Below are 24,651 nucleotides of genomic sequence, written 5' to 3'. Positions count from 1 at the left end.
CAAGCCCATGATTTTGAATCCCCGCCAGCGCCGCCTGCTCGAGGTGGTGCGCCAGAAGGTCACCATGTCCGTCGAGGAGCTGGCGCAGCAGCTGGACGTGACGCCGCAGACCGTGCGCCGCGACGTCAAGCAGATGGAAGAAGCGCGCCTGCTGGCCCGCTACCACGGCGGGGTCGGCTTGCCCTCGTCCGTGGAAAACATCGATTACAGCCAGCGGCAAGTGTTCAACAGCGACGCCAAGCGGCGCATCGCCGCCGCCGTCGCCGCGCAGGTGCCGCACGGCTGTTCGCTCTTGATCAATATCGGCACGACGACCGAGGAAGTGGCGCGCGCGCTGGGCCGGCACACGGGCTTGCACGTGGTGACGAACAACCTGAACGTGGCCGCCATCCTGGCCGACAACGCCGCCTGCGAAGTCATCGTGGCCGGCGGCGTGGTGCGCGGGCGCGACCGCGGCATCGTCGGCGAGGCCACCATCGATTTCATCCGCCAGTTCAAGGTCGACATCGGCATCATCGGCATTTCCAGCATCGACGAGGACGGCAGCCTGCGCGACTTCGATGCGCGCGAGGTCAAAGTGGCGCAAGCGATCATCGAACAGTCGCGCGAAGTGTGGCTGGTGGCCGACCAGCATAAATTCGGCCGCAAGGCCCTGGTGCGCCTGGCCGACCTGGCGCAAGTCGACATCCTGTTTACGGATGCGCCGCCGCCGCCCCGCTTTGCCGAAGTACTGCGCGAAGCGGGCGTGAAGGTGGTGCTGGCCTGAAGGGACCGCATTTCTGCAGGAAAACCTCGCGCTGTCGCGTGGGTAATACGCCGTGTGTTGGCCAGCATACAGAATGATATGAAATATTTATCAATTCGCCAAAATGCTGTTACCATTGATGCAACATGAGTTATTTTTTTAATCTTCCTCGCTAGCAATACGATTATTTGCTTGATATTGCTTTTTATCCATACAGAGCAAGAAAAAAGGAAAAACTTTTTGCCGGTAAGTGATTTCCTGTGAAAACAGTGTTAGAAATACCTCAAGCACGACGATTGTTCCCAAACAAACCACTCGACAGCAAGCGTGAAGGCCTTAACCATGCCGGCAACGCCGCCCAGTGAAGGAAGAGAAATGAGCCATAATTTTGAAACGGCCGCCATGCCGCAAGCCGCCCATCCCAACAGCGTCCCCGTCAGCGAGCTGGAAGCCCATCTCGGTTACTGGCTGCGTTTCGTTTCCAACCACGTTTCCCACAGCTTCCAGAAAAAGCCGAGGCCAATGGCGTGACGGTATCCGAATGGGTGGTGCTGCGCGAAATGTTCCGCCTGGGTTGCACCTCGCCCACGGTGCTGGCGCAAGTGTCCGGCATGAGCAAGGGCGCCGTGTCGAAACTGATCGACCGCCTGGAAAGCAAGGGCATGGTCAGCAAATCCATCCTGCTGGCCGACCGCCGCCAGCACTCGATCGAACTGACCACGGAAGGCGAGGCGCTGGTGCCCGTGCTGGCAGAGATGGCCGACCAGAACGACGAGGAATTCTTCGGCAAGCTGCCGCGCCAGCTGCGCGACGACCTGCTCGAGGCGATGAAGGAAGTGGCGCGCACGCATCAGCTCAAGAGCGCGCCGCTGAACTAGCTGCCGCCATATTCCGGGCAAGGGTGAGGCGGTGGCACGGGCGCTTCGGCTATGATGCTGACCTGACTGTTTACCAGGAACACGCATGGCCCTGCACATCGAAACTCCCTTGCTCAACTCGCGCGCCCTGAGCCTGCACAGCGAACGCGCCATCTGGCTCAAGCTCGAAGCCTTGCAGCCGCCCGGCTCCTTCAAGATCCGCGGCATCGGCCTCGCCTGCGAAGAATACGCGCGGCGCGGCGCCAGCCGCTTCGTTTCCTCTTCCGGCGGCAATGCCGGCATCGCCGTCGCCTATGCGGGACGCCAGCTGGGCATTCCCGTCATCGTCGTCGTGCCGGAAACGACGAGCGAACGGGCCAAGGCCCTGATCGCCCAGGAAGGCGCCGAAGTCATCGTGCACGGCGCCGCCTGGCAGGAAGCCAACGCGCTGGCGCAATCGATGCTCACGCCGCAAGACGCCTTTCTGCACCCGTTCGACGACCCGCTGCTGTGGCAGGGCCATGCCGGCATGATCGATGAAGTGGCCCGCGCGGGCCTGAAACCGGACGCCGTCGTGCTGTCGGTGGGCGGCGGCGGCCTGCTGGCCGGCGTGGCCGAGGGCTTGCAGCGCAACGGCTGGGATGACGTGGCCATCGTGGCCGTGGAAACGCAAGGCGCCGCCTCGCTGGCGGCGGCCGTGGCCGCGCGCGAGCACGTGGCCCTGCCGGCCGTGAGCAGCATCGCCACCTCGCTGGCCGCGCGCCAGGTCTGCGCGCAGGCATACGCCATCAGCCAGTCCCGCCTGCTGCACAGCGTGGTGGTGTCGGACCGTGCCGCCGTCGACGCCTGCCAGCGCTTCATCACCGACCAGCGCCTGGTGGTGGAACCGGCCTGCGGCGCGGCGCTGGCGGCCGTCTACGGCAAGGCGCCGGAACTGGCGCCCTACCGCAATGTGCTCGTCATCGTCTGCGGCGGCGTGACGGCCACCACGCAGCAGCTCGACCACTGGAGCGCCACCCTGTAGTCGCTACGGCGCCGCCTCGCGCAGGGCCACGCCGTCGCGGCCCTGCCCCTTGGCGGCGTACAGGGCCTGGTCGGCCAGGTCCAGCAACTGCGCCGGCGTCAGCGCGCCTTCGCGGAAGATGGCCATGCCGACGCTGGTCGTCACCGGCAGCGGGCCGCCGGCCAGCGCGAACGGCTGGCGGATGGCCTCGACGATCTTGGCGCCGACCTGGCGCACTTCGGCCGCGCCGTTCACGCCTTCGAGAATGATCACGAACTCATCGCCGGCCAGGCGCGCCACCAGGTCGCTGGCGCGCACGCTGCGCACCAGCCGCGCGGCGAACTCCTTGAGCACCTCGTCGCCCGCCTTGTGCCCCAGGCTGTCGTTGATGGCCTTGAAACGGTCGATATCGAGATACGCCAGTGCCATCGGCGCGCGTGCTGCCCGCGTGCGCTGCATGCTCAATTCCAGCTGCTCGTCAAAACGGCGCCGGTTGGCGATGCCCGTCAGGATATCCGTGGCGGCGGCGAACTGCAGCGCCGTGTGCACGGCCCTGGTCTTGGTGATTTCGTGGATCAGGCCATACACGCCTTCCACCGCGCCGCTCTCGCCCACATCGGGCACGTAACTGGTCTGGAAGGCGCGCTGGCCGGCGTCTCCGTCGCCGCCGATGGTAAATTCATAGTCGACCTCCTCGCCCGCGAAGGCGCGCCGCAGGTATTGCTCGCGCAGCTGGTAGGCTTCCTCGCCCAGCACCTCGCGGATCGACTGCATCATGCTTTCCCGCCGCGATCTGCCGAACCATTTTTCAAACGTCGCGTTGATGAACTGGTAGCGGTGCTCGCGGTCGATGTAGACGATCACCACGGGCACGTGGTCCGTCAGCAGCTTCAGGCGCCGCTCGCTGTCGCGCGTCTGCGCCTCGGCGATTTCGCGCTCGGCCACCAGCGAGTAAAAATCGCGGCTCAAGTCGCCGATCTCGTCGCGCCGCCCGATCTGCAGCGCCTCGATGCCCAGGCGCTGGCGGCGGATTTCATGCACATGGCGGCGCAGCCGCTCCAGAGGCTGCAACAGGCGCAGCACCACGCGCCAGCCGGCCAGGCCCGCCAGCGCCGCCAGCAGCACGGCGGCCAACAGGATCTTGCTGCGGATGGCGTGCAGCGGCGCGAACGCGTCGCGCATGGGATACACGGACGCCAGTATCCAGCCCGTCGAGGCGATGCGGTGGTAGGCAAACAGCGCATCGACGCCTTGCGTGGTGGTGCCCGTCAGCCAGCCCTCGAAACCCTGCAAGGCGCGCCGCGTGGGCACGCTGATGGGACCATGCGCCTCGATATGCTGCATGATGCGCGACTTGTCGGGATGCTCGACGATGATGCCTTCGCCGGTCATGATGTACAGGTAGCCGCCCGTGCCCGGCTTGAGGGCGCCGAGGCGGCCCAGGAAATCGGGCTGGCGCAGGTTGACGCTGGCGGCCAGCACATAGCGCATGGCGCCTTGCGCGTCGAACACGGGCTGCGTCACCACCACCAGGGCATGCCGGAAATGCTGCCGTTGAGCGGCGCCGAGATCACCGAGCGCCGGGTCGCCAGCGTCTGTTCAAAGTAAGAACGGCCCTTCACGTTCAGCCCCGCCTGCGGCTTGAAGGGACTCACGCTGGCCAGCACGGCCCCGTCGATGCCGACCACGCCGGCCGTATAGAATTCCTTGCCCAGCACCGTTTGCGCGGCCAGGAAACGCTGCAGGCTGGCGCCGTCGTGCGCGCCGCCGGCCGCCAGGCTGTCGGCGATGGCGCGCAGCACGTTGCGCTTCGCGCCGAGTTCCTCGTCGATGAAGACGGCGGCGCTGGCCAGCGACACGTACTGCTGGCGCCCCGTCACGTCGCGCATGCCCCGTTCGGCCACGGACAGGGTGGCCAGCGCCAGCGAGGCCACGGCAGCGAGCACGAGCAGGAAGACGACCACGCTCATGCGCGCCTTCAGGCTGGCCGGCAGGCGCCGGCGCAGCCGTTTTCGCCAGCTCATCACTGACGCTGCTGCAAAAGCCGGCAAATGCGCGCGACCGACTCGTCCAGCGCCAGGGTGCCCGTGTCCAGGGTCAACGCGGCCGCCAGCGGCGCTTCATAGGGCGCGGAAATGCCCGTGAATTGCGCCAGCTGCCCCGCGCGTGCCTTTTCATACAGGCCCTTGGGATCGCGCGCCTCGCACACGGTCAGCGGCGTACTGACGTGGACTTCGATGAAATGGGCTGCGCCGATGATGGCGGCGGCCATGGCCCGGTCGGCGCGGTAGGGCGAAATGAAGGCGGCGATGACGGTCAATCCCGCCCCGTTCATCAGGCGCGCCACTTCGGCCGTGCGGCGGATGTTTTCATGGCGGTCTGCCGGCGTAAAACCCAGGTCGCGGTTCAAGCCATGGCGCAGCTGGTCGCCGTCGAGCACCGCCACGGCGCGCCCCTGCACCTTGAGCTGGCGCGCCAGCGCATCGGCGATGGTGGACTTGCCGGCCCCGCTCAAGCCCGTCAGCCACACCGTGTCATGTTGTCCTTTTGTCATCGCATCGCCTCTCCCCTTGTAGAGCTGGCAATATAACAAAGCCGCGCGGGAAAGGACAGATGATCAGGCCGCGCTGCGCGCCTCAAGCAGCAACTGTCGTATCTCCGGCACGCAGGAACCGCAATTGCCGCCCGCCTTGACGCAGGCCGTCACCTGGGCCGTCGTGGTCAGCTTCTGTTCCACGATGGCCGCGCAAATGGTGTTGCGCCCCACGCCAAAGCACGAGCACACGGTGGGCCCGGCATCCATGCCCTTGCCGATGGGCTGGCCCAGCAGCACGCCGGCGCGGTCGGCCGCATCGAGCTGGGCGTGCGCAAACAGGCCCGCCAGCCAGCTGCGCGACGGCAGGTCGGGACGGGGCGAGACATACACGCATTGCGCGATGCGCCCCTCCTCCAGGTGCACGGCGCGGTACACGCCGGCGCTGGCATCCGCGTAATCGAGCCAGTCGGCGTTGTCGTCCGTGACGCCCAGCAAGGCGCGCGCCCAGGCGCCCAGATCATCGATGCGCTGGCGGCCCGCCAGTTCGTAGCGCAGGAATTGCTCGCCCTGGATGCGCGTCCAGTGCGCCACGCCGTCGAGAATCAAAGGCGTGCGGCTCAGCACAAACGCATGCCAGTGCACGCGGAACTGCTCGATGCGCACGGGCGTGTGCTTGAATTCCGGTTCGCCCGAGACGGGATCGACGACCGGATTGACGACGGCGCCCACGCGCGCATCGGACGCGTTGGCGTCGCTCCAGTGGATCGGCACGAAGACCTGGCCGCGCGCGATGCCGCCGCCATGCACGACGCGCGCCACCATCGCGCCCCAGGCGCTGGAAATGCGCGCCAGTTCGCCCTCGCGCACGCTGTACAGCAGCGCATCCTGCGGGTGGATGTCGATGAACGCTTCGGCGACGTGGCCCGACAGCTTCGCCGCCTTGCCCGTGCGCGTCATCGTATGCCACTGGTCGCGCACCCGGCCCGTGTTCAGGATCAGCGGATAATCTTCGTCGGGCACGTTGCGCGGCGCGCGCGGCGCCGTCGGCACGAAGCGCGCGCGCCCGTCCGCATGGGCGAAGCGGCCGTCGCCGAACAGCCGCGCCCGGCCCTGCGGCCACTGCTGCGGCGCCAGCGCGTCGTACTGCGCGGCGTTCAGCGCCACCAGGTGCGACAGATTGAACAGCCGCGCCGTCTCTGCCGCGTTGCGGAACGCGGACAGGCGCGCGTGTTCGTCGAAGATGGCCTGCGGCGCCGTGAAATCGAAGCCGGCAAAACCCATGCGCCGCGCCACGTCGCACAGCACGTCCCAATCGGCGCGCGCCTCGCCAGGCGCCGGCAAGAAGGCGCGCTGGCGCGAGATGCGGCGCTCCGAGTTCGTCACCGTGCCGTCCTTCTCGCCCCAGCCGAGGGCCGGCAGCAGCACGTCGGCATGGGCGTTCGTGTCCGACCCGGCGCTGATGTCCGACACCACCACCAGCGCGCATTTGGCCAGCGCGCGGCGCACCTGGTCGGCGTCCGGCATGCTGACCAGCGGATTGGTGGCGATGACCCACACGGCTTTGACTTTACCCGCCTCGATCGCGTGGAACAGGTCCACCGCCTTCAAGCCAGGCTTGTTCGCCATGCGCGGCGAGTCCCAGAAGGTTTGCACGGTCTCGCGGTGCAGCGGATTATCCAGTTCCAGATGCGCCGCCAGCATGTTGGCCAGGCCGCCCACTTCGCGCCCGCCCATGGCGTTCGGCTGGCCCGTGAGCGAGAACGGCCCCATGCCGGGCTGGCCGATGCGCCCCGTCGCCAGGTGGCAGTTGATGATGCTGTTGACCTTGTCCGTGCCGGAGGACGACTGGTTCACGCCCTGCGAAAAGGCCGTGACGACCTTGCGCGTGGCGGCAAACGCCTGGTAAAACGCCAGCAAGGCTTGCGGGTCGACCTTGCAGATGCGCGCCACCTGCAAGGGGTCGCCGCAGTCCGCATGGGCGGCCGCCAGCGCTTCGTCGAGTCCCGCGCTATGCCGCGTGACGAAAGCGTCATTGACCACGCCTTGCTGCGCCAGGTAGCACAGCAAGCCGTTGAACAGCCACACGTCCGTGCCCGGTTTCACGGGCAGGTGCAAATCGGCCAGCTCGCAGGTGGCCGTGCGGCGCGGGTCGATCACCACCAGCTTCATCTCCGGCCGGCTTTCGCGGATGCGGGCGATGCGCTGGAACAGGATCGGGTGGCACCAGGCCGTGTTCGAGCCCACCAGCACGACCATGTCCGCCAGTTCCAGGTCTTCATAGCAGCCGGGCACGATGTCCTCGCCGAACGCGCGCTTGTGGCCGGCCACGGCCGACGACATGCACAGGCGCGAATTGGTGTCGATGTTCGCGCTGCCCACGTAGCCCTTCATGAATTTGTTGGCCACGTAATAATCTTCCGTCAGCAGCTGGCCCGAGACGTACAGGGCGACGGCGTCGGGGCCGTGCTCGTCGATGATGGCGCGCAGGCCGCCGGCCACCTGATCCAGCGCGGCATCCCAGGAAGCGCGCCGCAGCACGCCGTCGACGCGCACCTGCGGGTAGAGCAGGCGCTGTTCGAGGTCCAGCGTGTCGCCCAGGGCCGAGCCTTTCACGCACAGCTTGCCCAGGTTGGCCGGATGGCTGGCGTCGCCGGCGATGCGGATGGCGCCGTCGGGCAGGCGTGTCGCTTCCACGCCGCAGCCGACGCCGCAATACGGGCAAGTGGTTTTCACGGGCGTGCAAGTGGTCATGGGGGTATCCTGTTGGTCGCTGTCAGGCGGCCTGGGCGCACAGCGCCTGGCCAAACAATAAATGGGCGCGCAGCTTGCTGATGTCGCGGCGCTGCTGGATCAGGTCGAAATACCAGGGACCGTCCTGCACGTCGCCATACAGCACGGCGCCGGCCAGGCGGCTGCCCTGCACCACCAGGCGCTTGTAGACGCCACGCCTCGGATCGCGCAGCACCAGGTCTTCGCTGCCCTCGCCGCCGATGATGTCGCCGGCCGAATACAGGTCGATGCCCGTCACTTTCAATTTGGTGGCGCTGGCTTGCTGCACGTAGCGGCGGTGTCCCGCGCCGGCCAGGTGCGCGCCGCACACGCGCGCCTGTTCCCAGATGGGCGCGACCAGGCCGAAGGTGGCGCGCCGGTGCTGCACGCATTCGCCCACGGCGTACACGCGCGGATCGTAGCTTTGCAGGCAGTCGTCGACGACGATGGCCCGCTCGCAGTGCAGGCCGGCCGCCTGCGCCAGCGCGATGTTGGGGCGCACGCCGGCCGTCATCACCACCAGGTCGGCGGGAATGCTGCTGCCGTCCGCAAACTGCACGCCTTCCACGCGGGCGCGGCCCAGGATGGCCGACGTTTGCGCCTGCATCAGGAAGCGCAGGCCGCGCGCTTCCAGCGCCGACTTGAGCAACATCGATGCGGGCGCGTCGAGCTGCTGGTTCATCAGGGCGCCGCTCATGTGCACCACCGTCACGTCCATGCCCTGCCGCTGCAGGCCGTTGGCCGCTTCCAGTCCCAGCAAGCCGCCGCCGATGACGACCGCGTGGCGGTGCTGGCGCGCCGCCCGCAGCATGGTGTCGACGTCGTCGATGTCGCGAAAACCGATCACGCCGGGCAGCTCGTGGCCCGGCACGGGCACGATGAAGGGCGTGGAACCGGTGGCCAGCAGCAGGCGGTCATAGCGCACCTCGATGCCGGACAGCGCTTGCACCGTGCGCGCCTGGCGGTCGATGTGTACCACGGGGTCGCCCGCGTGCAGGGTGATGCCGTTGTGCGCATACCAGTCGCGCGTGTGCAGCATGATGTCGTCCACCGTCTTTTCGCCGGCCAGCACCGGGGACAGCAGGATGCGGTTGTAATTGCCGTGCGGTTCAGCACCGAACACGGTGATGTCGTACAGGTCCGGCGCGAGTTTCAAGAGTTCCTCGACCGTGCGCATGCCGGCCATGCCGTTGCCGACCACGACTAAAGACGGCCGTGCGGCGGTGTTCATATGGCCACCCACACCATGCCGCCGAACACGCGCGCCGGCCAGGCGGCGACCGAGTGTTCAGGCGCTTCGATGCACTCGCCGCTGGCCAGGTCGAAGTGCTGCTTGTAGATCGGCGACGCTACCACGACGCGCTCGCCGATGCTGCCCACCAGGCCGCGCGAGAGCACGGAAGCGCCCGCGTTCGGGTCGACATTGTCGATGGCGTACACGCGCGGCGCGGCATCGCCGACGCGGAACACGGCCACGTGGCGGCCGCCCAGCAGCGCGCACACGCCCGTGTCGGGCACGATGTCAGTCAGGGGGCAGATGGCCACCCAGTTGTCGGCGCTGGTGCTGTTCAATTCATTCATTGCATTCATGGCTCACGCCTCCACGGCAAGGATGGGGATGACGGTGCTGCGGCGTTCCATCTCGGTGGCGGGCCGGATCTGGCCCCGCTCTTCGACGAACACCACGTTTTCATCGTTCTTCCCGCTGTTGACGAAATGGCGGAAACGCTGGCGCACGGCGGGATTGGAGACGGCTTCCTGCCACTCGCAGGCATAGGTGTCGACCACATGCTGCATGTCCGCTTCCAGCTCGGCGCCCAGGCCCAGGCTGTCGTCGATGATGACGCGCTTGAGATAATCGAGGCCCCCTTCGAGATTGTCGCGCCACACGCTGGTGCGCTGCAGGCGGTCCGCCGTGCGCACGTAGAACATCAGGAAGCGGTCGACATAGCGCACCAGGGTGTCTTCGTCCAGATCGGACGCCAGCAATTCCGCGTGGCGCGGCTTCATGCCGCCATTGCCGCACACGTACAGGTTCCAGCCTTTTTCCGTGGCGATCAGGCCGATGTCCTTGCCCTGCGCCTCGGCGCATTCGCGCGTGCAGCCGGACACGCCGAACTTGATCTTGTGCGGCGTGCGCAAGCCCTTGTAGCGGTTTTCCAGCTGGATCGCAAAGCCCACGCTGTCGGCCACGCCATAGCGGCACCAGGTGGAACCGACGCAGGATTTGACCGTGCGCAGCGACTTGCCGTAGGCGTGGCCCGATTCGAAGCCGGACGCGATCAGCTCTTCCCAGATGGCGGGCAACTGGTCGACGCGCGCACCGAACAGGTCGACCCGCTGGCCGCCCGTGATCTTCGTATAGAGACCGTATTTTTTCGCCACCATGCCCACGGCGATCAAACCGTCGGCCGTCACTTCGCCGCCCGGCATGCGGGGCACGACGGAATACGTGCCATCCTTCTGGATATTGCCGAGGAAATAGTCGTTACTGTCCTGCAGGCTGGCGTGCACGGGCGACAGCACGAAATCGTTCCAGCAAGACGCCAGGATATTCGCCGCCACGGGCTTGCACACGTCGCAGCCCAGGCCCTGTCCATGCGCGGCCAGCAGTTCGCCGAAGCTGCGGATCTTGCCCACGCGGACCAGGTGATGCAGTTCCTGGCGCGAGTAGGCAAAGTGTTCGCACACGTGGTTGTTGACGGCCAGACCCTGCTTCTGCATTTCCGCCTTCATGATCTGCGTCACCAGGGGCACGCAGCCGCCGCAGGCCGTGCCGGCCATTGTGCAGCTCTTGAGGGCACCGATGGTGGTGGCGCCCCCGGCGACGGCCGCGCACAGCGCGCCTTTCGACACGTCGTTGCACGAGCAGATTTGCGCCGCCTCGGGCAAGGCGTCGACGCCCAGTCCCGCCTTTTGCTGGCCGTCCGCCTGCGGCAGAATAAGGAATTCAGGGAACTCGGGCAGCTCGATCTTGTTGAGCATCATCTGCAAGAGCGTGCCGTATTCGCTGGCGTCGCCCACCATCACGCCGCCCAGCAGGTACTTGCCGCAGTCGGAAACGACGATCTTCTTGTAGATCTGCTTGCGCTCGTCCATGAACTGGTAGGAGCGGCTGCCCGGCGCATTGCCGTGCGGGTCGCCCAGGCTGGCCACGTCCACGCCCATCAGTTTGAGCTTGGTGCTCATGTCGGCGCCCTTGAACGACGCTTCGCCCTCCTCCTGCAACAGGTGGCGGGCAGCGATGCGCGCCATCTCGTAGCCGGGCGCCACCAGGCCGAACACCAGGCCGCCCCACAGCGCGCATTCGCCGATGGCATAGATGTCCGGGTCGGACGTGACGCAGCTGTCGTCGATGGCGATGCCGCCGCGCGGTCCCACCTCCAGGCCGCAGGCGCGCGCCAGTTCGTCGCGCGGGCGGATGCCGGCCGAGAAGACGATCATGTCCGCTTCCAGGTGGCTGCCGTCGGCGAACTGCATGCGGTGCGTGGCTGATTCGCCGTCAACGATGGCCAGCGTATTCTTTTGCGTGTGCACGGTCACGCCCAGTTCCTCGATCTTGCGGCGCAGGACGCGCGCGCCGCCTTCATCCACCTGCACGGCCATCAGGCGCGGCGCGAATTCCACCACGTGGGTGTCGAGTTTCAGGTCGCGCAAGGCTTTCGCGCATTCGAGGCCCAGCAGTCCCCCGCCGATCACCACGCCCGTTTTTGACTTTCCGCCCCAGGCCAGCATGGCTTCCAGGTCTTCGATGGTGCGGTAGACGAAGCAGCCATCGCGCTCCTTGCCCGGCAGCGGCGGCACGAACGGCGTGGAGCCGGTGGCGAACACCAGCTTGTCGTAGCCCAGCACTTCACCCGTGCTGGCCGTGACGGTTTTCGCCGCGCGGTCGATGGACACGGCCCGCGCATTGAGCTTCAGGACGACGTTGCCCTTGTCGAAGAAGCCGGGCGCCACCAGCGACAGGTCCTCAGCCGACTTTCCGCTGAAAAATTCGGACAGGTGCACCCGGTCGTAGGCGGGGCGCGGCTCTTCGCACAAGACCGTCACGGACAGGTGCGGCGCGTTGTCCAGGGCCAGGCGTTCGAGGAATTTGTGGCCGACCATGCCATGGCCGAGGACGACGATGTTCAAGGGGTGGTTCATTGTTCTCTCCTCAGGCTGCGGCCATGTTCGGTTCGGCCGCTTCGCGGGTAAAGCGCACGGCGATGGCGCACAGGGCCGAGATCACCACCAGCGCGCTGAGGATGATCAGCGTCTGGCGGATGTCGCCCGTGCCCTTCATCAGGAAGCCGGCCGCCACGGCGCCCACGTTGCCGCCGGCGCCGATGATGCCGGCCACGCCGCCGAGAGCCTTGCTGTCGATGAAGGGCACCAGGGCGTAGGTGGCGCCGCACGCCATGTGGGTGAACAGACCGAAGACCAGCATGGCGATGACGGCCCAGGTGACGCTGTCGACCTTGGCAAACCACAGCAGGCCCACGCCTTCGCCTATCATCAGCATGAACAGCAGGGTCACGCGGCTGTTCAGGTTGCCGCGCAGGGCCAGTTTGTCGGACATCCAGCCGCCCAAAGCGCGGGCAAACAGGGCCAGCAAGCCGAAGCTGCCGGCGGCCAGACCGGCCGATTTCAACGACAGGCCGAAATGGTCGACGTAGTACACGGCGGCGATGTTGTGGATGAAGATTTCAATGCCGAAGCAGGCGCCGTAGGTGACGAACAGCAGCCACACGCGATAATTGCCGCTGGCGGCCTTGAAGCTGTCCCAGCCACCGCTTTTGCCACCACCTTTTCCCCCGTCGATGGCCACGCCGGCGGCGCGCAAGTCCGAGTAATTACCTTCCGGGCAATCCTGCGTATAGCGCCAGTACAGCACGGCCATCACCAGCATCAGCACGCCCGGCACCAGCAGGGCCACGCGCCAGCCCAGCGATTCGGACACGCCCAGCATCAGCACGGCGCCGAGCAGCAGCGGCATCAGCGCCTGCGCCGCGCCGCCGCCCGCATTGCCCCAGCCGGCGGCGGCCGCATTCGCCGTGCCGACGACGCGGGGGGCGAACATGACGGACGTGTGATATTGCGTGATGACAAAGCTGGCGCCGACGGCGCCGATGCCCAGGCGGAAGAACAGAAAGCTTTCATAGCTTTGCGATGCGGCCACGCCCAGCACGGGAATGGCGCCCAGCAGCAGCAAGCCCGTGTAGGTCTTGCGCGGGCCGTAGCGGTCGCACAAGGGGCCCACGATCAGGCGCACGAGGATGGTGATGGCGACGGCCGCGATATTGATGTTCGCCACTTGCGCCAGGGACAGGCCGAACTCGCCCTTGATGACCGGCATCAGCGGTGCGCAGGCGAACCAGGCGAAGAAACACACGAAAAATGCCATCCACGTCAGGTGGAATGCCCGCATGGGCGGCGTGGCGAGGGAGAAGAGCGCGATGCTTGTTGCTTTTTGGCTAGCCATGATGGTTTCCCGAAGTATCCCGAAAATAACAAAGATGCAAACAAAACGGCGCCCGCCCCCGCCGATGAAAAAATCAGCCAGAGCGGACGCCGTTGTCCAGGTGGTCCGTCGTTGGACCGTTGTCAAGTTTATTCAAGGGATCGCCGTTGATCCGTATCTCCTGTTTAGCAAGCGCCGTGCCAGGCCTGCTTCAGGGGCCGGCCTGCCTATTTGTACGGACTTTGCGCCAGATCATGGCACCTGGCGGTGCAGGCACGCCTCTTCTTGGTGCGCCAAGGAACTCGAAAGTGGCAATGATTGTCTAATTACTATTGAGTTCATGAAGCGGAGGCCGGCATGGTCGGGCAACTGCGGCAATGGCAGCCACGGCGCGGCATGGCGCGTGCGCTGGCGTGCGTCTGCGTGGGTGCGCTCTTGATCACTTGGAGTAACACTGCTGCGGCACAAGATGGCGCCGCCGAACCCAGGGAACACAGTGAACTGGACGCGACCGTGTTCGCGCCGTTCCACGCCGCGCGCGGCGGGCGGGTCACGCAGGCGCGCAGCGCGCAGTCACGTACATTTATTGTGCGCCTCACCTATCCGGACGCAGGCCGCCCCCATGCGGTGCGCTGGGCCTTGACCTTGTCCGGCCCCGGCCCGCAAGGGGCCGTGCTGCGGCGCTGGTCGGGCACGGAACAGGTGGGCGCCGGCGGCCGGAGCATCACCCTGCCCTGGGATGGCCGCGCCGATGCCGATGCCCGCGAACGGCGCATGCTGGCGCCGGACGGCTTGTACCAACTGCGCCTGCTGGCCGTGGCCGATGCCGGCACGCCGCACGAGGCGCAGGTGGAACAGCAATGGCAAATCCAGGTGCAGCGGGGCCCCAGCACGGCGCCCAGGGTGCCCGCCTTCCACGCCGGCCTGCAGCAGCTGCCCAGCCTGGAAGGCCAGCCCGGATACCGCATCGTCTACGCCAACCTGCACAGCCAGACGCGCCACAGCGACGGCGGCGCGGCACTGAACGACTGCCATGGCGCGCAGGAACCGCAGACGGCGCCGTTCGGCCCCATCGATGCCTATAAATATGCGCAGGATCACGGCCTGGACGCCCTGCTGACGTCCGAGCACAACCATATGTACGACGGCTCGGACGGCACCAACAGCGCGGCCGAGCCAGCCGAAGCGAAGGCCCTGTACCAGACGGGTCTGGCCGAAGCGGCCGCCTACACTGCGGCGCACCCCGGCTTCCTGGCCCTGTACGGCATGGAATGGGGCGTCATCAACAAGGGCGGCCATCTGAACATTTTGAATAGCGACCAGTTGCTGGGCTGGGAAAGGAATGCCCAGGGCGAACTGCTGGCCGACGTGGAAACGCCGAAAAGCGACTACGCCGCCCTGTATGCGCTGATGCGCGAACGGGGCTGGATAGGCCAGTTCAACCACCCTGCCTATGCGGGCCAGTTTCTCGTCAACGGCCAGCCGCTCGGCTACACGCCGGACGGCGACGCGGCGATGGTGCTGTGCGAAGTGATGAACACGTCGGCCTTTTCCACCAACGACGAGGAAACGGAAACGCGGCGCAGCAACTACGAGGCGGCCTGCAACCGGGCCCTGACGGCCGGCTACCACGTGGCCTTCAGCAGCAACCAGGACAACCACTGCGCCAACTGGGGCGCGTCATACGGCAACAGGACGGCCGTGCTGGTGGCCAGCCCGGCCGCCGGCATGCCCGTTTCACGCGACAGCTTCCTCGATGCGCTGCGCGCGCGCCGCGTCTACGCCACCATGGACAAGCACGCGCAACTGCTGTTCACGGCGAATGGCAAGCTGATGGGCGAGCGTTTCGACAATCGCGGGCCGCTGCACCTGGCCACCAGTTTCAGCAACAGCACGGGACGGCAAGCGGCGGCCGTCGCCATCTTCCACGGCGTGCCGGGCGGCAATGGCTCCGTCACGGCCATATCGGACCAGGCCGAGGTCACCGTCACGCCCGCGCCCGGCCCCCATTTCTATTACGCGCGCCTGACGCAGGATGACGGCAACATCGTCTGGTCAGCGCCCGTGTGGGTGATGCAGCTGCAATGAATTTGTCTGCATCGATGCCTGGCAGGCAGGTCACCGCCGATGCTCTGGCTCTGCCTTGATCACAATCGTGCCAGCGAGCATGTCCCCCAGGCGCATTTTATGGGAGGACAAGATAAGCAAGGCATCTACCCAGAAAAACAGATGCATGACGTTACGCCATATTGAACGTAGCCAGGTACAGGAACGCGATGAGCGCGCGTGCACCGTACGAATCGAAAACAAGCGCTTCCCTAGGTGCAATTCCTGTATGCCATCCCTCAATAAAAAGTAGACCAACCATACGGAGAGCACGACATTGACATGTATTTCCTCAGATATCCACCGCAGTGGCGACAACAAGATGGTGAGCATGATTATCACCCCCCATACATCCACGAGAAATGCCAGGAAGCGGGTCCATCGTGATGCCAGCCGGCCGGCCTCCTTTGCGTGCTGTGCTTGCTGATCCAGCGCATCCGAGCGAGCCGCAGTCGTCGCCTCGGGCGCCACGTTGCGGCCAGCGAGCACCTCCTGCAGAACGAGGCGCGCCTCCTCGGTCAGATCTTTGCGCGCAATCGCGAGCAGTTCTTCGGTATCTTGTCGTTCATAATACTCTTTGAGTTGTTGCATGTTTTATGTTCTGTCCAGACCGTTATGCGCATCGCGTACGCGAAAAGAATCAATAGCAAGGTGCCCGCTGCGGCACGGGGCGAGTGTCCCGAACAGCAGGCAACACCACCGGGCACAGCTTATTGACATTAAAATAATTCGGGAGCTAAACAGGTCTTGAACACCGCCCTGCCGTACATGCGGCGAGCCCATAGCGGCGCCAGACTCTAGCCCATTACCGGGCCGCAGAAAATACGGCCAGGCGATCCAACAGCGAATATTATAGGAAATACATGCTAAAGCTGCACTAATATCTACATCACACTGGTTCCTTACAGCAATCCATGGCACCATGGCTGCGCCGTTTTGCCTGCAACACGGCCTCCATCGGACCAACCAGGAATCCACCATGTCGTCATATCGCACTCTCGCCGGCAGCATGCTGCTCGGCCTGGCCGCAGCGGGCATTGCCCATGCGCAAGCTCCCGCCCCTGCCGCCGCCAACACCGATCCCCATTTGTGGCTGGAAGAAGTCCTCGGCGACAAGCCGCTGGCCTGGGTCAAGCAGCACAATGCCGTCACCACGAAGGAACTGGAAAGCCAGCCCGGCTTCCCGGCCCTGCAGGCGCGCCTGAAAACCATCCTCAACTCGAAGGAACGCATTCCCTACGTCAGCAAGGAAGGCGAGTACTACTACAATTTCTGGCGCGACGCCCAGCACGTGCGCGGCATCTGGCGCCGCACCACCCTGGCGCAGTACCAGCTGGCGGAACCGGCATGGGAAACCGTGATCGACCTCGACCAGCTGGCCGCCGGCGAGCATGAAAACTGGGTCTGGGGCGGCGCCTCCTGCCTGTACCCGAAGGGCGAACGCTGCCTCATTTCCCTGTCGCGCGGCGGCGGTGACGCCAAGGTGGTGCGCGAATACGACGTGACCAGGCGCGCCTTCGTCGACGGCGGCTTCAGCCTGCCGGAAGCGAAGGGCAGCGCCAGCTGGATCGACCAGGACACGCTGTTCGTGTCCACCGATTTCGGCCCCGGCTCGATGACCAGCTCCGGCTACCCGCGCATCATCAAAGAGTGGCAGCGCGGCACGCCGCTGGCGCAGGCGCACACCTTGTATGAAGCCAAGCCCGACGACCTGAGCGCGGGCGCCTACAAGGATTTCACGCCCGGGCACGAGCACCAGTTCATCGAACGGCAAATCGATTTCTACAGCGGCGAAACCTTCTTGCGCGACGGCGCGGACCTGAAGAAAGTGCCGAAGCCGGACGACGCGACGGCCTTCACCGTGCGCGATCAATTGATCATCACCCTGCGCTCGGACTGGAAAGTCAACGGCAAGACCTACCTGCAAGGCTCGCTGCTGGCCACCGATTTGAAGGACTTCATGCAAGGCAAGCAGGAGCTGGAAGTGCTGTACGCGCCCACGGCCACGTCGTCGCTGGACAATGTCACGGCGACGAAATCGGCCATCCTCGTCACCACCCTGGACAAGGTCAAGAACCGCCTGACGGAACTGCGCCACGTGAACGGCAAGTGGCAGCGCCGCGCCGTCGATGCGCCGAAGCTGGGCACCCTGGCCGTCAGCGCGCTCGACCCGGTCGACTCGGAGCAGTACTTCCTGACGGTGACCGACTTCCTCAATCCGACCACCCTGTACCTGGCCACGGCGGGCAGTGACAAGCGCACGAAAATCAAGTCGCTGCCCGCCTACTACGATGCGGCGCCGTACAAGGTGGAGCAGTTCGAATCGACGTCGAAGGACGGCACCAAAGTGCCGTATTTCGCCATCATGAACAAGAAGACGAAGTTCGACGGCCGCAACCCCACGGTGCTGTATGGCTATGGCGGCTTCGAAGTGTCGCTCAAACCGAGCTACAGCGGCACCACGGGCGTGGCCTGGCTGGAAAAAGGCGGCGTGTACGTGCTGGCGAATATCCGCGGCGGCGGCGAGTTCGGCCCCGCTGGCACCAGGCGGCGCTGAAGGAAAACCGCCAGCGCGCGTATGACGATTTCATCTCGGTGGCGCAGGATCTGATCAAGCGCAAGGTCACCAGCCCGCGCCACTTGGGCATCATGGGCGGCAGCAATGGCGGCCTGCTGACGGGCGCCGTGCTGGTGCAGCGTCCCGATCTGTTCAACGCCGTCGTCAGCCAGGTGCCGCTGCTCGACATGCGCCGCTATAACAAGATGCTGGCCGGCGCCTCGTGGATGGGAGAATACGGCGACCCGGACGTACCGGAACAATGGGCGTACATCAGCAAGTACTCGCCGTACCAGAACGTCTTCAAGGATAAAAAGTATCCGCGCGTGCTGTTGACCACCTCGACGCGCGACGACCGGGTCCACCCCGGCCATGCGCGCAAGATGGTGGCGAAGATGGAAGAGCAAGGCCACGACGTGCTGTACTGGGAAAACACGGAAGGCGGCCACGCGGGTGCCGCCAACAACGACCAGCAGGCGCTGATGTGGGCGCTGACCTACACCTTCCTGCACGAGCAGCTGAAGTAAGTGGTGATGTCGGATTACGCGTTCCGCTAATCCGACCTACCGGGCTGTCGGTCGGCGTAGGTCGGCGTAGGCCGGCGTAGGTCGGCTTAGCCCAACGGGCGTAAGCCGACAACATTGTCGACGCGGCCCGCAGGCACTGCTTACCTTGCCTGCGCGCTGGGCCGCTCGGCGATACGGTCGCGGTAGGCTTGCAAGTTCTGCAACCCTTCCGCGCCCGGACGGTATTTCATCAGGCCGCGCACGAATTCCAGCGCGCAGAAGGCCGTGATGTCGGCAATCGTAAACCGCTCGCCGGCGATGTAGGGCTGGTGGGCCAGCACCTGGTCCAGCCATTGCGCCGTCTCGCGCAGCTTGCCCGCCTGCGCCGTGGCGAAATCGGGAAACTGCGGGTTTTCCAGCGCCACCAGGGCCGGGTGGCCGTGGCGCGCCCAGTTGGCGGCGGCGCTGAACAGGTGCAGTTCCACGCGGCGGTCGGCCATTTCGATAAATGCGCGCTCCTCGAATCCCTCGCCCATCAGGTTGGGCTGCGGCTGCAAGCCTTCCAGGTAGGTGCAGATGGCGCGCGTCTCGGTCAGCACGCGCCCGTCGTCCAGTTCCAGCACGGGCACGCGGCCCAGCGGGTTTTTCGCCAGGAAGGCGGGATCGCGGTGCTGGCCCGCCATCAGGTCGAGCGCCACTTCCTCGATGCCGGTGATGCCCTTTTCGGCGATGAACATGGTGACGCGGCGCGGATTGGGCGTGCGGGGGCTGATAGTCAGTTTCATGTGCTTGGGTCTCGTCTCGTTATGGTGGCGGCCAATCAGCTGCGGGACTGGCCTGCGGCAGTACAGTCAGGCGTCCATCATACCAGCGCACCGCCATGGTGCGGCGCCCCTGGCGCGTTGACTTTGCCCCCGTTTCGCCTTAGATTGCTGTACGGGAACGCTGGCCGCCAGTTCCAGCGATGTCCCCCACACGTCATCGACGCCCGCAGCCTATCCGGCTGGCGGGCGTTTTATCCATGCACCAAGGGCATACCATGCATCGCACACCGACTCCGCGCTTCCGGCGCAGCCAACTGGCCGCCGCCGTCCTGGCACTGGCTTCCCTCACCGCAGCCCATGCGGACAATGCCGCTCCCGCCGCCAGGTACGTCTCGGCCAGCCATGCCCCCGGCACCACCACGCAGCTGCCGCGCGGCGTCACGCCCCTGCACTATATCGTGTCGATCACGCCGGACGCCGCCGCCTCTACCTTCAAGGGCGAGGTGGCCATCAAGGTGGCCGTCGACGCGCCGACCGCCAGCATCACCTTCAATGCCTTGAACCTGGCGTTTGCGGCCGCCGCCATCGAAGGCAAGGGCGGCAGCAAGCAGGTGACGCGCAAGATCGAGTTCGATGCGGACAAGCAGACGGCCACCGTGCATTTCGCCGAACCCGTGACGAAGGGCGAGTACCTGCTGCGCATCGATTACAGCGGCAAGATCGGCACGCAGGCCACGGGCCTGTTCTCGCTCGACTACGACACGCCGCAAGGCCGCCAGCGCGCGCTGTACACGCAGTTCGAAAATTCCGATGCGCGCAGCATGCTGCCATCGTGGGATGAACCGGACTACAAGGCCACCTTCGATCTCAACGTGGTCGTGCCGAGCGGCCAGATGGCCGTCGGCAACATGCCGATCATCAGCAGCGAAGAGCTGGGCAATGGCATGAAGCACGTGTACTTCGCCACCACGCCGCGCATGTCGACGTATCTGCTGTTCTTCGGCCTGGGCGACTTCGAGCGGGCGACAACGATGGCCGACGGCACGGAGATCGGCGTCATCACGAAGCGGGGCGCGCTGGCGCAAAGCCGCTTCGCGCTCGACGAGTCAAGCGCCCTGCTGCGCGAATACAATGATTATTTCGGCGTGCGCTATCCGCTGCCCAAGCTCGACAACATCGCCGCGCCGGGCCGCAGCCAGTTCTTCGGCGCCATGGAAAACTGGGGCGCCGTCTTCACCTTCGAATACGGCCTGCTGCTCGACCCGGCCATCTCGACCCAGGCCGACAAGGAAAACATCTACACCACCCTGTCGCATGAAATGGCGCACCAGTGGTTCGGCGACCTGGTCACCATGCGCTGGTGGGACGACCTGTGGCTCAACGAAGGTTTCGCGTCGTGGATGGAAAGCCGCACCACGGAGCGTCTGCACCCGGAGTGGAACACGGCCCTGTCCAGCGTGGGCGGGCGCGAGTCGGCCATGAGCCAGGACGCGCTGCGCACCACGCACCCGGTGGTGCAGCGCATCGCCACCGTGGAGCAGGCCAGCCAGGCTTTCGACGGCATCACCTATCAAAAGGGCGAAGCGGTGATCCGCATGCTCGAAGCGTATGTCGGCGCCGATACCTGGCGCACGGCCGTGCGCAGCTACATGCGCAAGCATGCGTATGGCAATACGGTGTCGGACGACCTGTGGCGCGAAGTCGATGCGGCCGCCGGCAAGCCTGTCAGCGCCATCGCCCATGATTTCACCTTGCAGCCGGGCGTGCCGATGATCACCGTGGGCGAGGCCGTGTGCAGGAACGGCAATACGCGCGTGCGCCTGACGCAGACGGAATTTTCCAAGGACCAGCCGAACAAGAAACCGCTGTCGTGGAAAGTGCCCGTCATCGCCTCGACGGTCGGCAACGGCAAGCTGGCCACGGTGCTGGTCAGGAATGGCAAGGCGACCCTGAACGTGCCCGGCTGCGGCGCCCTGCTGGTGAACGCGGGCCAGAGCGGCTACTACCGCACCGTGTACGCGCCTTCCAACACGCGCGCGCTGGCGCGCAGCTTCGCGCGCCTGGCGCCGATCGACCAATTGGGCTTGCTGGCGGACAGCCAGTCGCTGGGCCTGGCCGGCGCGCAAAACCTGGCCGATTTCCTGGAACTGCTGAAAGCGACGCCGCTGTCGGCCGATCCGCAGGTGCTGGGCAAGGTGGCCGCCTCCCTGGGCAGCCTGTACGAACAATACGCGGGCGATAGCGCGGAAAGCAAAGCGCGCCAGCAGGCCTTCGGCCGCTTTGCCGTGGCGCGCCTGGCGCCGATGATGGCGCAGACGGGCTGGGAAGCGCGCGCGGGCGAAGCCTCGAGCGTGGCGACGTTGCGCGGCCAGCTGATCGCCATCCTCGGCGACATGGGCGAGCCGGGCGTGATCGCCGAGGCGCGCCGCCGCCATGCGGCCAGCGAGCAAGACCCCGCCGCCATGCCCGCGCCGCTGCGCCGCACCATCCTGGGCGTGGTGGCGCAGCATGCGGACGCCGCCACCTGGGAGCAGCTGCACGCCAGGGCGCGGCAGGAAAAGACGCCGCTGGTGAAGAACCAGCTGTACGACCTGCTGGCCTCGAGCGACGATCCCGTCCTGGCGCGGCGCGCGCTGGCGCTGGCGCTGACGGATGAACCGGGCGTGACGAACAGCCCGGCCATGATCTCGCGCGTGTCGCGCACGCATCCGGAACTGGCCTTCGACTTCGCGCTGGCGCACCTGGAGCAAGTCAATGCGCGCATCGACGCCAGCTCGCGCAGCCGCTACTTCCCGCGCCTGGCGGCCGCGTCGGCGCAGCCGGACATGATCGCCAAGCTGGAAGCGTACGCGCAGGCGCACCTGCCGGCCGGCGCGCGCGGCGACGCCGACAGCTCCGTGGCCGGCATCAAGTACCGCATCAAGCTGCGCGCCGAACGGCTGCCGGCCGTCGATGCGTGGCTGGCAAAACAGGCGGGTTAAGTGCTTTCCCGGCGCCGCGGCGCCGGGAAGTGATGAAAACACAGGCAAAAAAACCGGCTTCGCAAGGTGCGGTAGCCGGTTGAAACGCTGTTTCAGAGCGCAGGGATAAAACGGAAAACACATGAAAAAGTGGAAATCGTGCCGGTCATTGAGGTGTCCGGCAACCTTGCGCTCGGGGTTTCCGTGCGCCATGTATCCACTATGCCAGCCCTTCGTCGAGACAGGCTTAGGACTTCATTAAATCCCCGGCCGATTCCTGCATTTCCCCTGCCCTGCCCTGCGATCATTGCTGTAAAACAAATCTTACATGTCTGGTGCCGATGGTTGAGCTCACCGGCTAAGCTGTTGAGTCATGCCTGCATCCTATCGCTCCCGGAACGTAGTGATTTGCGCACCGCATGCTGTGTGCCAACGAAAGCATCATAACAGCGGCATATGACCGCCTTATGACGTAGCTCTAACATTGCACGCGCGCCACCGCGCGGATCACGTACTATTCTCCCATCGCCCTTGTCCCGTCTACCCATGCCCACCCAGAACCACCGCCCGCCTTCAGCCATCCGCACCACGTTTCTGCTCGCCTGCGCCGTGCTGGCATCCTGCACGCCCTTGCCGCCCGCTCCTGCCCCCGCTTCCGCGCCGGCCGCCCCTGCCGCCGTGCCGGCGCCCGCGTGGCAGCGGCAAGGCATGTACCTGCTGCACATCGCGCCCGCAGAATCGCTGCTGACCATCACCGTGCGCCGTGGCGGCGCGCTGGCGCGGCTGGGGCACGACCACGTGGTGGCCAGCCGCAGCCTGCAGGGCGTGGTGGCGCCCGCGCCGGGGCGCGCGCAGTTGCGCTTCCGGCTCGACGAGATGAGCGTGGATGAGGAAAGCCTGCGGCGGGCGGCCGGCTTGACGACGACGCCGTCGGCCGACGCCATCGCCGGCACGCGCCACAACATGCTGGTGCGCGTGCTCGAGGCGGAACGCTATCCGTGGGTCAGCATCGAGGCGCGCCGCTCGGGCGATAAGCAGGTGTTTGATGCGGACATCACCCTGCATGGCGTGACGCGCGCGGTGCGGCTGCCCGTGCGGATCGAGCAAGCGGCCGATGGGCGCAGCCTGCAGGCCAGCGGCAGCCTGCTGCTGAAACAAAGCGACTTCGGCATCGTGCCGTTCGCCGTCCTGGGCGGCGCCATGGCCGTGCAGGACCAGATGGAACTGGCGTTCCGCATCACCGCCCGGCAAGAGGTCAGCGTGCCAGGATCAGGCGCAAGCCGAGACCGATGAAGATGGTGCCGGCCACGCGGTCCAGCCACAGGCCGGCGCGCGGGCGGCGGTTGAGCCACAATCCGACGGCGCCGGAAAAATAGCCGAGCAGGCCGAACAGCACGCACGCCTGCGCCGTGAAGACCAGGCCCAGCTGCGCCGTCTGCCAGCTGGCATCGCCCTGGCCCGCGACGATGAACTGCGGCAGGAACGAGAGGAAAAACAGCACGACTTTCGGATTGATACTGTTGGCAAACAGTCCCTTGCCGAACAAACGCAGCAAGGATTCGTCGGGCAAGGCAGCCGCGCCATCGACTCTGGCGCCGCCGCGGCTGCGCAAGGCGCCGATGCCCAGCCACACCAGATACAGCCCGCCGGCCACTTTCAGCGCCGTAAAGGCCGCGGGCGAGGCGGCCAGCAGGGCTGACACGCCGATGGTCGCCAGCACGGTGTGCGTGAGGCAGCCAAGGGCGCAGCCCAGGCCGAACGCCATGCCCTGGCGGCGCCCGCGCGACATGCCTACGCCCAGCACCATCAGGTTGTCGGGGCCGGGGCTGGCGGTAATGAGGACGGCGGCGGCCAGGAAGGCCAGGAACTGGTCGGGACTGAGCATGATGATCTCGCGGGCAAAGGCGCCATGATACCGGAGCGGGCGCCATGCGGGCAGGACATGAAATTGCCCGTGTGTCACCGAGAGTCGATTAAAATGGGCACTCCACAGCAAACGGCGCTGCCGCCCTTTCCCGCGCGACCATCACCCAACCCATCGATGCCAGCCCACCCGCCCCCTCCCGCCACCGCGCTTCCAGCGCCCGCGTCAGCGCCTGGCTATGCGGCTGGGCGCTCGTGCTCGGCCTGCTGTTCGGCCTGCTGGGCCTGGCGGGCGCGGCGCAGGCGGCGCCCTTACCCCTGGGCATGCAAGGTATCGCTCACCTGGGCAAAGACGGGCAACTGTTTCTCGCTGGAAATGACGCCGCGCCTGCCGATGCCGCCGCCCTGCCCGCCTGGCTGGCGCGCCAGCGCCGGGCCGACCAGGTCGACCTGTTCGGCGGCGCCTACTGGCTGCATGCGCAGGTGCGCAACGACAGCAGCGAGCGGCCTGGGTCATCGACCCGAACGACACCCTGATCGAC

21 protein-coding genes are annotated in these 24,651 nt (G+C 66.1%); 10 read left to right on the top strand and 11 right to left on the bottom strand.

The window, feature by feature from the left end; genetic code table 11:
• Positions 1–7: 7 nt before the first annotated feature.
• The 4 genes from ACRHIG_RS13650 to ACRHIG_RS13635 all read left to right on the top strand — a co-directional run bounded on the left by ACRHIG_RS13650 (position 8) and on the right by ACRHIG_RS13635 (position 2,626).
• Entirely contained in the window at positions 8–766 is a 759-nt protein-coding gene (locus tag ACRHIG_RS13650; protein WP_193316641.1) for a DeoR/GlpR family DNA-binding transcription regulator, read from the top strand.
• A 354-nt stretch (positions 767–1,120) separates the two neighbouring features.
• The gene (locus ACRHIG_RS13645) at positions 1,121–1,276 is read left to right on the top strand and encodes a hypothetical protein (protein WP_489630470.1); all 156 of its coding nucleotides are present in this window, start codon (positions 1,121–1,123) and stop codon (positions 1,274–1,276) included.
• A complete protein-coding gene (locus ACRHIG_RS13640) occupies positions 1,273–1,623 on the top strand; it encodes a MarR family winged helix-turn-helix transcriptional regulator (RefSeq protein ID WP_489630469.1) in 351 nt (116 codons plus the stop codon). The genes ACRHIG_RS13645 and ACRHIG_RS13640 overlap by 4 nt, the downstream gene beginning before the upstream one ends.
• Before the next feature lie 85 nt (positions 1,624–1,708).
• Positions 1,709–2,626 carry a pyridoxal-phosphate dependent enzyme gene (locus tag ACRHIG_RS13635; protein ID WP_475414055.1) on the top strand — a complete coding sequence of 306 codons (918 nt, stop codon included), beginning with the start codon at positions 1,709–1,711 and terminating at the stop codon, positions 2,624–2,626.
• A 3-nt stretch (positions 2,627–2,629) separates the two neighbouring features.
• Here the strand turns inward: ACRHIG_RS13635 and ACRHIG_RS13630 are convergent, their stop codons facing one another.
• The 8 genes from ACRHIG_RS13630 to ACRHIG_RS13595 form a co-directional block, all read right to left on the bottom strand.
• The gene (locus ACRHIG_RS13630; RefSeq protein WP_489630468.1) at positions 2,630–4,135 is read right to left on the bottom strand and encodes a diguanylate cyclase domain-containing protein; all 1,506 of its coding nucleotides are present in this window, start codon (positions 4,133–4,135) and stop codon (positions 2,630–2,632) included.
• Positions 4,126–4,629 (bottom strand): PDC sensor domain-containing protein, encoded by a 504-nt coding sequence (locus ACRHIG_RS13625; RefSeq protein ID WP_489630467.1) that lies wholly within the window; start codon positions 4,627–4,629, stop codon positions 4,126–4,128. Before ACRHIG_RS13625 ends, ACRHIG_RS13630 begins: the two co-directional genes overlap by 10 nt.
• On the bottom strand, positions 4,629–5,159 hold the full coding sequence (gene cysC, locus ACRHIG_RS13620; protein WP_489630466.1) for an adenylyl-sulfate kinase: 531 nt from the start codon (positions 5,157–5,159) through the stop codon (positions 4,629–4,631). The genes ACRHIG_RS13625 and cysC overlap by 1 nt, the downstream gene beginning before the upstream one ends.
• 63 nt (positions 5,160–5,222) lie before the next feature.
• A complete protein-coding gene (locus tag ACRHIG_RS13615; RefSeq protein ID WP_489630465.1) occupies positions 5,223–7,892 on the bottom strand; it encodes a molybdopterin-dependent oxidoreductase in 2,670 nt (889 codons plus the stop codon).
• Between the two features lie 22 nt (positions 7,893–7,914).
• Positions 7,915–9,141 (bottom strand): NAD(P)/FAD-dependent oxidoreductase, encoded by a 1,227-nt coding sequence (locus ACRHIG_RS13610; RefSeq protein ID WP_489630464.1) that lies wholly within the window; start codon positions 9,139–9,141, stop codon positions 7,915–7,917.
• Positions 9,138–9,500 carry a nitrite reductase small subunit NirD gene (nirD, locus tag ACRHIG_RS13605; protein WP_489630463.1) on the bottom strand — a complete coding sequence of 121 codons (363 nt, stop codon included), beginning with the start codon at positions 9,498–9,500 and terminating at the stop codon, positions 9,138–9,140. Before nirD ends, ACRHIG_RS13610 begins: the two co-directional genes overlap by 4 nt.
• A 3-nt stretch (positions 9,501–9,503) precedes the next feature.
• On the bottom strand, positions 9,504–12,056 hold the full coding sequence (nirB, locus tag ACRHIG_RS13600) for a nitrite reductase large subunit NirB (protein WP_489630462.1): 2,553 nt from the start codon (positions 12,054–12,056) through the stop codon (positions 9,504–9,506).
• A 10-nt stretch (positions 12,057–12,066) separates the two neighbouring features.
• Entirely contained in the window at positions 12,067–13,374 is a 1,308-nt protein-coding gene (locus ACRHIG_RS13595; RefSeq protein ID WP_489630461.1) for an MFS transporter, read from the bottom strand.
• Between the two features lie 336 nt (positions 13,375–13,710).
• Between ACRHIG_RS13595 and ACRHIG_RS13590 the strand changes: the two genes are divergently transcribed.
• A complete protein-coding gene (locus ACRHIG_RS13590; protein WP_489630460.1) occupies positions 13,711–15,441 on the top strand; it encodes a CehA/McbA family metallohydrolase in 1,731 nt (576 codons plus the stop codon).
• Between the two features lie 30 nt (positions 15,442–15,471).
• On the opposite strand, the gene ACRHIG_RS13585 is transcribed toward ACRHIG_RS13590, so the two are convergent.
• Positions 15,472–16,050 carry an RDD family protein gene (locus tag ACRHIG_RS13585; protein ID WP_489630459.1) on the bottom strand — a complete coding sequence of 193 codons (579 nt, stop codon included), beginning with the start codon at positions 16,048–16,050 and terminating at the stop codon, positions 15,472–15,474.
• A gap of 388 nt (positions 16,051–16,438) precedes the next feature.
• Between ACRHIG_RS13585 and ACRHIG_RS13580 the strand changes: the two genes are divergently transcribed.
• Together ACRHIG_RS13580 and ACRHIG_RS13575 are read left to right on the top strand one after the other, a co-directional pair.
• Positions 16,439–18,016, top strand: a complete 1,578-nt coding sequence (locus tag ACRHIG_RS13580) for a prolyl oligopeptidase family protein (RefSeq protein ID WP_489630458.1) — start codon at positions 16,439–16,441, stop codon at positions 18,014–18,016.
• 38 nt (positions 18,017–18,054) lie between these two features.
• Positions 18,055–18,543: a prolyl oligopeptidase family serine peptidase gene (locus ACRHIG_RS13575; RefSeq protein WP_489630457.1), complete on the top strand. Its 489-nt coding sequence runs from the start codon at positions 18,055–18,057 to the stop codon at positions 18,541–18,543.
• Between the two features lie 140 nt (positions 18,544–18,683).
• Here ACRHIG_RS13575 and ACRHIG_RS13570 read toward each other — a convergent pair whose 3' ends face one another.
• On the bottom strand, positions 18,684–19,307 hold the full coding sequence (locus ACRHIG_RS13570; protein ID WP_475415911.1) for a glutathione S-transferase family protein: 624 nt from the start codon (positions 19,305–19,307) through the stop codon (positions 18,684–18,686).
• Between the two features lie 254 nt (positions 19,308–19,561).
• On the opposite strand from ACRHIG_RS13570, the gene ACRHIG_RS13565 reads away from it, so the two are divergent.
• Positions 19,562–22,267 (top strand): M1 family metallopeptidase, encoded by a 2,706-nt coding sequence (locus ACRHIG_RS13565; protein ID WP_489630456.1) that lies wholly within the window; start codon positions 19,562–19,564, stop codon positions 22,265–22,267.
• 525 nt (positions 22,268–22,792) lie between these two features.
• On the top strand, positions 22,793–23,539 hold the full coding sequence (locus ACRHIG_RS13560; protein WP_475415913.1) for a YceI family protein: 747 nt from the start codon (positions 22,793–22,795) through the stop codon (positions 23,537–23,539).
• On the opposite strand, the gene ACRHIG_RS13555 is transcribed toward ACRHIG_RS13560, so the two are convergent.
• Entirely contained in the window at positions 23,502–24,131 is a 630-nt protein-coding gene (locus tag ACRHIG_RS13555) for a LysE family translocator (protein WP_475415914.1), read from the bottom strand. The genes ACRHIG_RS13560 and ACRHIG_RS13555 overlap by 38 nt on opposite strands.
• A gap of 233 nt (positions 24,132–24,364) precedes the next feature.
• Between ACRHIG_RS13555 and ACRHIG_RS13550 the strand changes: the two genes are divergently transcribed.
• Positions 24,365–24,646: a hypothetical protein gene (locus ACRHIG_RS13550; RefSeq protein ID WP_489630455.1), complete on the top strand. Its 282-nt coding sequence runs from the start codon at positions 24,365–24,367 to the stop codon at positions 24,644–24,646.
• Positions 24,647–24,651: the final 5 nt, after the last annotated feature.

The sequence above is a fragment of the Janthinobacterium sp. C22 genome (assembly GCF_057919405.1).
This window is presented reverse-complemented; position numbering and strand designations above follow the sequence as displayed.